This is a genomic window from Methanoculleus sp. UBA413, assembly GCF_002502935.1.
Lineage (GTDB): Archaea > Halobacteriota > Methanomicrobia > Methanomicrobiales > Methanoculleaceae > Methanoculleus > Methanoculleus bourgensis.
In genome coordinates this window covers 47,898-55,348 of the sequence record NZ_DAQR01000001.1, presented here as the reverse complement: position 1 = coordinate 55,348, position 7,451 = coordinate 47,898, and the positions used below count along the sequence as shown (strand labels likewise).

Sequence of the window (7,451 nt, the reverse complement as noted above, 5' to 3'; positions counted from 1 at the left end):
CGGCAGTATGTGCAAGCAGGCGCTGCCTGGAACTTCCAGCCCTCTCGTGCGATCATATTGATGAGGGTGATTCAGGGGAGATTGTAGTGCCGGCAAACCTCTGGAATGATCACTTTCTTCTTCGCGGTCCTGCGTTCCGGTGTCGATCGCTCCTGGGTGACCACAACAACTTCCAGAGGCACGAGAGATTTTTGCGGCCCATCCCTTCGCTCAAGTCCCAGGGCCACAACAAATGGATCCGCCTGTTCAGTTTCCCGGTTGGGATCGATCAATTTCGGGAACTTTGAAAGGATCTCGTGCACCATTTCCACCTGGAAATCCGTGCACTCCTGGAAGAGATATTTGTAGTTCCCCCTTGCCCACGCAGTAAGTTCATCGTCTTTATGGTTCAATTCATCAAAGACAGCAACAGGGGCACACATTCGCGAGTTATGCATCAAGGTCTCGCATTTCATCCAGAGCGATTCAAAAATAGAGATCGGATAATACCACTTCATCTCGATCAGGGATGAGGTATCTACTACGTACAGCGTGGCGTCACCCGGCATTATCTCACGGCGTCGGTTTTGTTAACTCTCGCAGATGTTTCACCTTGACTCCCAGGTAGTCAAGCGCTTCGTTGTGTGTAATGTACCCTCTCCGGGTGTTCTCCAGCACAAGGGAGACAAATACCTCTCCCCGCTCCCTCTGTGCTTTTCTTGCTGATGATTCGCCACCGCCGCCCTGCTCCGTGGATACAGCCCCTTTCCTCTGGAGTTTACGCATCTCCGCCTGATACCGCTCCTGGGCAATGAGGTTGAGTGTGACCAGGCGGGTCAGGACCGTTGCGAGGCTGACGCGGTACCTGTTTGCGATTCTTCCCACACCATCGATGCCATGCCGGGTAAAATCCTCGGTGATATCCTTGGGCGGCATGAGGATGGCGCCCGCAAAGCGGTTGCACCACTGCTCTACTCTGGCTTCATGCGTCTCCCCGATGACGGGACGATCCGGGGTACAGAGGGCCGGCTCATGCAGTAGGATATGGCCATACTCGTGGAGGAGCGTGAACGTCCGTGCCTGAATGATGTCTGATGAGTTGAGGACAATAGCGTTTGGGGTATGGTCCATCAGGGCGCAGCCACGCAGTTCCTCAAGTTCCATCGGGAACTGAAATACGCGGATGTTCCTCTCCTCAATGGCGTCTCGCCATGCCCTGAACCCTTCATAGGCGTCTTTCCAGGACCGCTGTTCAGCAACAGGTATCCCAAGCCTTGTACGCTCCTCCACGGCCACCTCTTCAGGGTCGTCTGTCAGTTGGGCACCGACCACGTCCGTCCCTGTGGTCAGGTCGAGGTTCTTCATCAGGTCCGCACTGATCATCTGCAGGTTCCGCGCTTTTCGTATGGCAAGGAGTGTCCTTTTCGTGAGCGGGCGTGCCCCTCCGGGGAGCCTCCTGAAGTCCCGGGGCAGGGGTTGCTCCTCCTCTGGCTCCGCGAGGAAGAACGCTGCCAGGGGGCGCCGGTATGCCTTCGCGAGTCGCTTCACCTCGTTTAGCGTGGGTGCCTGACCGCCCTGTTCCCACTGCGAAACCCGGTTAACCGAAACATGCAGGTGGCCACTGACGTCTTCGAGCGACCAGCCTGAACTCTCACGCAGCCATCGCATGACAGGGGGGCTGACGTTGACCTTCGGAGACGTTCTTCTCATATGCCCTGTTCCCCGGGACGCTTTCTCCTGTCCGGTGATATAAAAATCACTCATCGACCGAATAAAAGTATTGCTATGGTCTACCGGTTCACTGCAATTAAAATTTCACCCGCACTGTTGCCTTGACGTCTGTGTCGTCTCCCCCGCCGTCACCCTTCGCGTGTGGCTGGCGATCCCCCCCACGAAATGCAGTGAAATGGTCCACGAGCACCACCCCGGGCTGCAGCGACGATCCCCCGGGGCGGAGGAGACGACCCACACACTACAGCATGCAGGATGTTCAGACTTCTTAGCACAAGAAGAAACATTCATATCACCAAATTGACAACAGAAAACGCATGATGAGATCCGCGGCAAACCGTCTCTTCTGCCTCGCCCTCCTGCTCATGGTCGTCCCGGTCGCGGCATGCGGCACCCCGGTAATCCGGAGCCTCTCCACCGCCGAACCAGGCGCCGGCGAAGTCTTCACCGTCTCCCTCGCAGTCGAGGGCATGACCCTCGGCGGGGTGGTCGAGACCCTGCCGGACGGCTACACCTTCGCGGGGACCGACCACCCGGACGATCGCGTCCTTGTCCGGGGGCAGAGGGTCGCGTTTGCAGTGACGAACGAGACATCGATCACCTACTCGGTCCAGGCCCCCGCCTCCGGGAGCGGGGATATCATAGGAACATGGGAGGACTTCATCGCTGAATCCCACGGCGAGATTCCTCCATCACGCGTTGCTGTGGACGGTATCGATGTTCCAGGAGCGGGCGACCCTTCACCCGCAGATGCCCGGGCCGGGTCGCCCTGCACCGCCCTCATAGCAGTTGCCGGCCTCCTCCTCGTGGCATACCGGGGTGGTCGGCGATGAACCGCCACCTCCTCCTCGCCGTTGCGCTCCTCCTCATCGCGGGCACGGCCTCTGCCGCCGGCATCCCCGGGGACGCTGACGGCAACGGAGTCCTTGACCAGCCCGAGTACACGGCCGCGGTCCTCGCCTACCTCGTCGGCGAAGGAGACCTCACCCGGACTGATATCCAGGACGCCGCCTGGGTCCTCGCCCGCTGGGACGGACGCCCCCTCGAGATCACCGACTCCTCAGGGCAGACCCTGACCCTCTCCCGCCCTCTCCGCCGGGTGGTGACCTTCACCGGCGAGTCCCTGGAGACGCTCCGGTCGCTTGGGTTTGCTATGGAGAAGGTCGTGGCCGTCGACAAGTACAGTCACGAGAAGAGCACCTTCTTCCCCGAATGCGGAGGGAAGGCGAACGTCGGGTCGATCTGGTCCCCTGACATGGAGAGGGTCCTCACCCTCAGGCCGGATGCCGTCTTCCTCTACGCGACGATCAGCACCGCCGCCTGCGACGAGATCCAGCAGAAACTGGATGCGAGCAGCCCGGGCATCAGGGTCCTGCGGTTTGACTGCTTCAAGCCGGCCACCTACCCGGGCGAGATCCGAACCATCGCGGCCGCGACCGGGTGCGAAGACCGGGGCGATGAGTTCGCCCGCTTCTACACCTCGGTCATGGACGGAATCAGGGCCGGCACGGCCGACGTCCCGGACGATGAGAAGACCCGGGTCTACTTCGAGTACTGGGCCGACTACAAGACCTTCGCGTCAGGTTCCGGGTATAACGAGAAACTGGAGATCGCCGGGGGGTACAACCCCTTCGCCGGTGAATCCGCCGAGTACCCGGAGATCGACCCTGAGGCGGTCATCGTCAGCAACCCAGAGGTCGTCGTCAAACTCACCGGCCAGAAGCTGGCGGCCGGCGGGTATGTGGGGCACGACGTCGCGGCGCTCGAGGCGACACAGTCGGCCATTCTTGAGCGCCCCGGGTGGACGCGGCTCGCTGCGGTGGCGGACGACCGGGTCTACGTCATCCACTCTGACATCCTCGGCGGCGCCCAGCACTTCATCGGGACCGCCTACCTCGCGAAGTGGTTCTACCCGGAGCGGTTCGCCGACCTCGACCCGAACGCTGTTCACCAGCGCTACCTCACCGAGTTCCAGGGGCTTGACTTCAACCTCGCGTCAGAGGGCGCGTTCGTCTATCCCTGACCGGGAAGATGCCCATGGAAGAGAGCGTCATTCTGCGTGAGGGGTACGCCCGGCTCAAGAAGACCCGGACGGTCTTTATCGGCGGGCTCCTCGCCCTGCTCGTCATCCTCGTCGGGGTCGCGGTCACCCTCGGGTCGGCGGGGTTCACCGTGGGCGAGTCCTACCTCGCCATCCTCGCCGGCCTCTTCCCGGAGACCTTCACCGCCCCCGAGATGGCCGATGTCATCGTCTGGGACTACCGGCTCCACCGGGTGCTCTTTGCGGTCGTGGCAGGGTTCGGGCTTGCGGTGGCAGGTTCAGTCATGCAGGGTATCCTCAGAAACCCGCTCGCAAGCCCCTTCACCCTCGGGATATCCTCGGCAGCCGCCACCGGGGCGTCGGTCGCCATCGTCCTCGGTGCCGGGTTCGTCGGCGGGGAGTACCTCATCATCGCAAACGCCTTCCTCTTCGCCCTGCTTGCATCGGTCGCCATCTACGGAATGGCCCGCTACCGGGGCGTGAGCAGTGAGACGATGATCCTCGCCGGCATCGCCCTCATGTACCTCTTCTCTGCGGTGACATCACTCCTCCAGTACGTCGGGACCGCCGAAGAGCTCCAGGCGGTGGTCTTCTGGATGTTCGGGTCGGTGGGCAAATCCACCTGGCCAAAACTCGGGCTTGTGACCCTCGTCATCGCCTGCACCGTCCCCTACCTCATCTACCGGGCCTGGGACCTCAACGCCCTCGCCGAAGGTGACGAGGTGGCGGCCGGCCTCGGGGTGCCGGTGGAGCGGTCGATGATGGTCTTCATGATGGTCGCCTCCCTCATCACCGCGGTGATCATCTGTTTCACCGGCACCATCGGGTTTATCGGGCTCGTGGCCCCGCACATCACCCGGATGGCCATCGGCGGCGACTATCGCACCCTCATCCCGGCGTCAGGGCTCGTGGGGGCCGTCCTCCTCCTTGCCGCCGACAGCGTCGGCCGGAGTATCCTTGCGCCGCAGGTCCTGCCGGTCGGGATCGTGACCGCGTTCCTCGGGGTGCCGTTCTTCATCTACCTCTTCATGCACCGGAGGGATGCCTGATGGCGCTGCTCTCGGTCGATGACCTCTCGTTTGCCTACCGGGACCGCACGGTCCTCTCTCGCATCTCGTTCTCGGTGGACGCCGGGGAGGTCCTGGGGCTCGTCGGGCCGAACGGGTGTGGGAAGACGACGCTGATCAAGTGCGTCGACGGGATGCTCAGCCCGCAGGAAGGAAAGGTGGTGCTCGGGGGCCGGGATCTTGGGGGGATGCACCGCCGTGAGGTTGCCCGAGCGATGGCCTACGTGCCGCAGTCTGCCGGGAACCAGACCGCATCGACGGTCTTTGAGACGGTCCTGATGGGGCGGCGGCCCTACCTGAACTGGACGGTGAGCCCGGGGGACGAGGAGCGGGTGGCCGCGGCGCTCGACCTCCTGGACCTTGGGGGGCTCGCGTTCCGGAAGGTTGCCGAACTCTCGGGCGGGGAGCGTCAGCGGGTGATGATCGCCCGGGCGCTCGTCCAGGAGACCGGGGTGATCCTCCTGGATGAGCCGACGAGCAACTTGGATATCCGTCACCAGATGGCGGTGATGGAGGTCCTCTCACGGTCTTGCCGAAGAGAGAGGGTCTTGCGGTCGTCATCGCGCTCCATGACCTCAACCTCGCGGCAACCTACTGCCACCGCCTCCTGGTTCTTGCGGAAGGATCGATCTACGGCTACGGGGCGCCGGAGGAGGTTCTCACCCCGGAGATGCTCGGAAGCGTCTACGGGATCGAGGCGGTGGTGAAACAGGACCTCCCGGCACCCTATGTGGTCCCGGTCAGGCCGGGACGGCTGAAGGAGAGGGCGTAGGGACCCTCTCTACTTCTTGAGCAGTTTTAGCGCCTCTTTTGATTCCATCACCGGGTGCACCTCTTTGTAGCCGAGGTCGCCCCAGGGGCTGCTGATCATCAGGAGGGCTGCGGGGTCGTCTGTCTCGATCAACCGGAAGACCGTGTTGCTCCCGAGGTCGACCCACTCGTTGATCAGGCGCACGCCGTCCGGGATCTTCTCTGCGGCTCGCGCTTCCCTGACCTCGCCCGTCTTCCCGGGCTCCCAGGTGAATATGCTTATGAACTGCATGGCTCCATCCTCTCGTTCTTATGCCGCACACCGGCCATGCCGGGGCGGACTGCCGGCGTCATCGGCACCCGGGTATATAAATCAGGTGCCCATCCTCTCTTTTGCGGCGGCACCGAGCAGCATGGCGGTGACGGCGGAGATCACGAGGAGCACGATCATGTTCTGGTCGGCCGTGCCCACGACCACGACGAGGAGGATGGCGGTCAGGGGTGCCCCGAGGGCCAGGGTAATGGCGGCGACCTCGATGCAGAGCACAAAGATTGAGACCGGTATGCCCGGAAAGAGCAGGTGCAGGGCAAGCCCCACAAGCGTGGACGAGAAGATGACGGGGAAGATCGGGCCGCCGAGATACCCGCTCTTAAACGAGAGCGCAAGCAGGAGGACCTTCAGGATTGCCATGAAAAGAAGCATCCCAACCCCGAACCGGGCCGGGTCGGCGAGGATCCCGTGGATCTGCCCCTCCCCGGAGAAGAGCACTTCAGGGATGAAGTAGCCGATGCATGCGATGATCACCCCCGCGGCGAGGGTCTGGGTGATGACTGCGTCGCCAAATGCCCTCTCCATGACAGTCCCCGCGGCCTGCATGGAAAGCCCCATCAGGACCGCGAGCAGCACCCCGAGGATGCCGAGGACGACCGCGTAGAGGATGTAGGCGAGGTTCAGTTCGCTGATCGGCTCAAACGGGATGCTCCGGGCGAACGAGGGGAGCCCGAGGAGCAGGTACGCGAGGTAGCCGATGGTACCGGCGAGCAGGTTCCAGGTGAGGAATTTCAGGGCGCTCCTGCTCCCGCCGACCTGGAACTCGGTGGCGAAGATCCCTGTGAAGAGGATGTTGCCGATGATGCCGTTGAACGCCGAGGCAAGCGCCGCAACATCAAACCCAAGTTCGGCGGTCGCCGATCTGATCTTCAGCCTATCCCGGGTGTAGGACGATATGTAGCCGATGAGGACGGTGATGACCCCTTCGGGGCCGACGCTTGCCCCGGAGAGGAGCGAGAAGAGCGAAGAGAGAAGGGCGCCGGGGAAGGTCCGGTAGTCGGGTTTCTCCCCGCCTCCCTTGAGCGACTCCGTGAACCCGCCATGGATCACGGTCGGTGCGTGCAGGTATTTCCGGCAGAGGCCGACGAGGAGCGAGAACGCAAGGACACCGACCGGGATCGCCCAGCGGGGCGGTTTCAGGACACCCCCCTCGAACCAGATGGCCCTGTTGAGCAGCCCGTAGAGGCTCAGGTAGGCGACCGTGAAGATGATGGCGATGAGCGCGATGAGGACGATCTGCCGGAGTTTCGGGTCGTCACCGGTACCACCTGCAAGGGTTTCCATGGCGGGCACGACACGGCCCGTTCAGCGTTCCGGGTTAATCTTACTTCCGGTCAGGCGGCGATCTCGTACCCTCGCTCCCGCCGGAGGCCAATCTGCGGGAAGGGCAATCGTTCCGGGGGAGTGCCGGCAGCCGCCGGTATCTCGCTGATCGCTCTGTTACAGCAATTTCTCCCCGAAGCGAATCCTCCTGCCGGCAGGTTCGCGGGCTACGAGAGGGCATCCCTCCAGGGTAGTGTATCATTTCATCTAATATTGTCCATGCAATACC

8 protein-coding genes are annotated in these 7,451 nt (G+C 62.6%); 4 read left to right on the top strand and 4 right to left on the bottom strand.

Annotated features, from left to right (window positions below; translation table 11 throughout):
- Nucleotides 1-71: 71 nt before the first annotated feature.
- Together BP858_RS00295 and BP858_RS00290 are read right to left on the bottom strand one after the other, a co-directional pair.
- On the bottom strand, nucleotides 72-548 hold the full coding sequence (locus BP858_RS00295) for a DUF4411 family protein (RefSeq protein ID WP_286878523.1): 477 nt from the start codon (nucleotides 546-548) through the stop codon (nucleotides 72-74).
- Nucleotides 549-552: 4 nt separating this feature from the next.
- The gene (locus BP858_RS00290; RefSeq protein ID WP_014866267.1) at nucleotides 553-1,689 is read right to left on the bottom strand and encodes an XRE family transcriptional regulator; all 1,137 of its coding nucleotides are present in this window, start codon (nucleotides 1,687-1,689) and stop codon (nucleotides 553-555) included.
- Between the two features lie 338 nt (nucleotides 1,690-2,027).
- Between BP858_RS00290 and BP858_RS00285 the strand changes: the two genes are divergently transcribed.
- The 4 genes from BP858_RS00285 to BP858_RS00270 are packed head-to-tail and all read left to right on the top strand — an operon-like array spanning nucleotide 2,028 to nucleotide 5,525.
- Nucleotides 2,028-2,543 carry a hypothetical protein gene (locus tag BP858_RS00285; RefSeq protein ID WP_014866266.1) on the top strand — a complete coding sequence of 172 codons (516 nt, stop codon included), beginning with the start codon at nucleotides 2,028-2,030 and terminating at the stop codon, nucleotides 2,541-2,543.
- Complete coding sequence (locus tag BP858_RS00280) at nucleotides 2,540-3,733, top strand: ABC transporter substrate-binding protein (RefSeq protein ID WP_014866265.1); 1,194 nt, start codon at nucleotides 2,540-2,542, stop codon at nucleotides 3,731-3,733. Before BP858_RS00285 ends, BP858_RS00280 begins: the two co-directional genes overlap by 4 nt.
- Nucleotides 3,734-3,747: 14 nt before the next feature.
- On the top strand, nucleotides 3,748-4,800 hold the full coding sequence (locus BP858_RS00275) for a FecCD family ABC transporter permease (RefSeq protein WP_014866264.1): 1,053 nt from the start codon (nucleotides 3,748-3,750) through the stop codon (nucleotides 4,798-4,800).
- Nucleotides 4,800-5,525 carry an ABC transporter ATP-binding protein gene (locus tag BP858_RS00270; protein ID WP_286878522.1) on the top strand — a complete coding sequence of 242 codons (726 nt, stop codon included), beginning with the start codon at nucleotides 4,800-4,802 and terminating at the stop codon, nucleotides 5,523-5,525. The genes BP858_RS00275 and BP858_RS00270 overlap by 1 nt, the downstream gene beginning before the upstream one ends.
- A 74-nt stretch (nucleotides 5,526-5,599) precedes the next feature.
- Here BP858_RS00270 and BP858_RS00265 read toward each other — a convergent pair whose 3' ends face one another.
- Nucleotides 5,600-5,860: a DUF3303 domain-containing protein gene (locus BP858_RS00265; protein ID WP_286878521.1), complete on the bottom strand. Its 261-nt coding sequence runs from the start codon at nucleotides 5,858-5,860 to the stop codon at nucleotides 5,600-5,602.
- Nucleotides 5,861-5,941: 81 nt separating this feature from the next.
- Nucleotides 5,942-7,183 carry a chloride channel protein gene (locus BP858_RS00260; protein ID WP_286878525.1) on the bottom strand — a complete coding sequence of 414 codons (1,242 nt, stop codon included), beginning with the start codon at nucleotides 7,181-7,183 and terminating at the stop codon, nucleotides 5,942-5,944.
- Nucleotides 7,184-7,451: the final 268 nt, after the last annotated feature.

Excerpts from the sequence above, each read along its gene's own strand:
- BP858_RS00280 (WP_014866265.1), top strand. The coding sequence starts at position 2,540 with ATGAACCGCCACCTCCTCCTCGCCGTTGCGCTCCTCCTCATCGCGGGC.
- BP858_RS00275 (WP_014866264.1), top strand. The coding sequence starts at position 3,748 with ATGGAAGAGAGCGTCATTCTGCGTGAGGGGTACGCCCGGCTCAAGAAG.
- BP858_RS00260 (WP_286878525.1), bottom strand. The coding sequence starts at position 7,183 with ATGGAAACCCTTGCAGGTGGTACCGGTGACGACCCGAAACTCCGGCAG.
- BP858_RS00290 (WP_014866267.1), bottom strand. The coding sequence starts at position 1,689 with ATGAGAAGAACGTCTCCGAAGGTCAACGTCAGCCCCCCTGTCATGCGA.
- BP858_RS00265 (WP_286878521.1), bottom strand. The coding sequence starts at position 5,860 with ATGCAGTTCATAAGCATATTCACCTGGGAGCCCGGGAAGACGGGCGAG.
- BP858_RS00270 (WP_286878522.1), top strand. The coding sequence starts at position 4,800 with ATGGCGCTGCTCTCGGTCGATGACCTCTCGTTTGCCTACCGGGACCGC.
- BP858_RS00295 (WP_286878523.1), bottom strand. The coding sequence starts at position 548 with ATGCCGGGTGACGCCACGCTGTACGTAGTAGATACCTCATCCCTGATC.
- BP858_RS00285 (WP_014866266.1), top strand. The coding sequence starts at position 2,028 with ATGATGAGATCCGCGGCAAACCGTCTCTTCTGCCTCGCCCTCCTGCTC.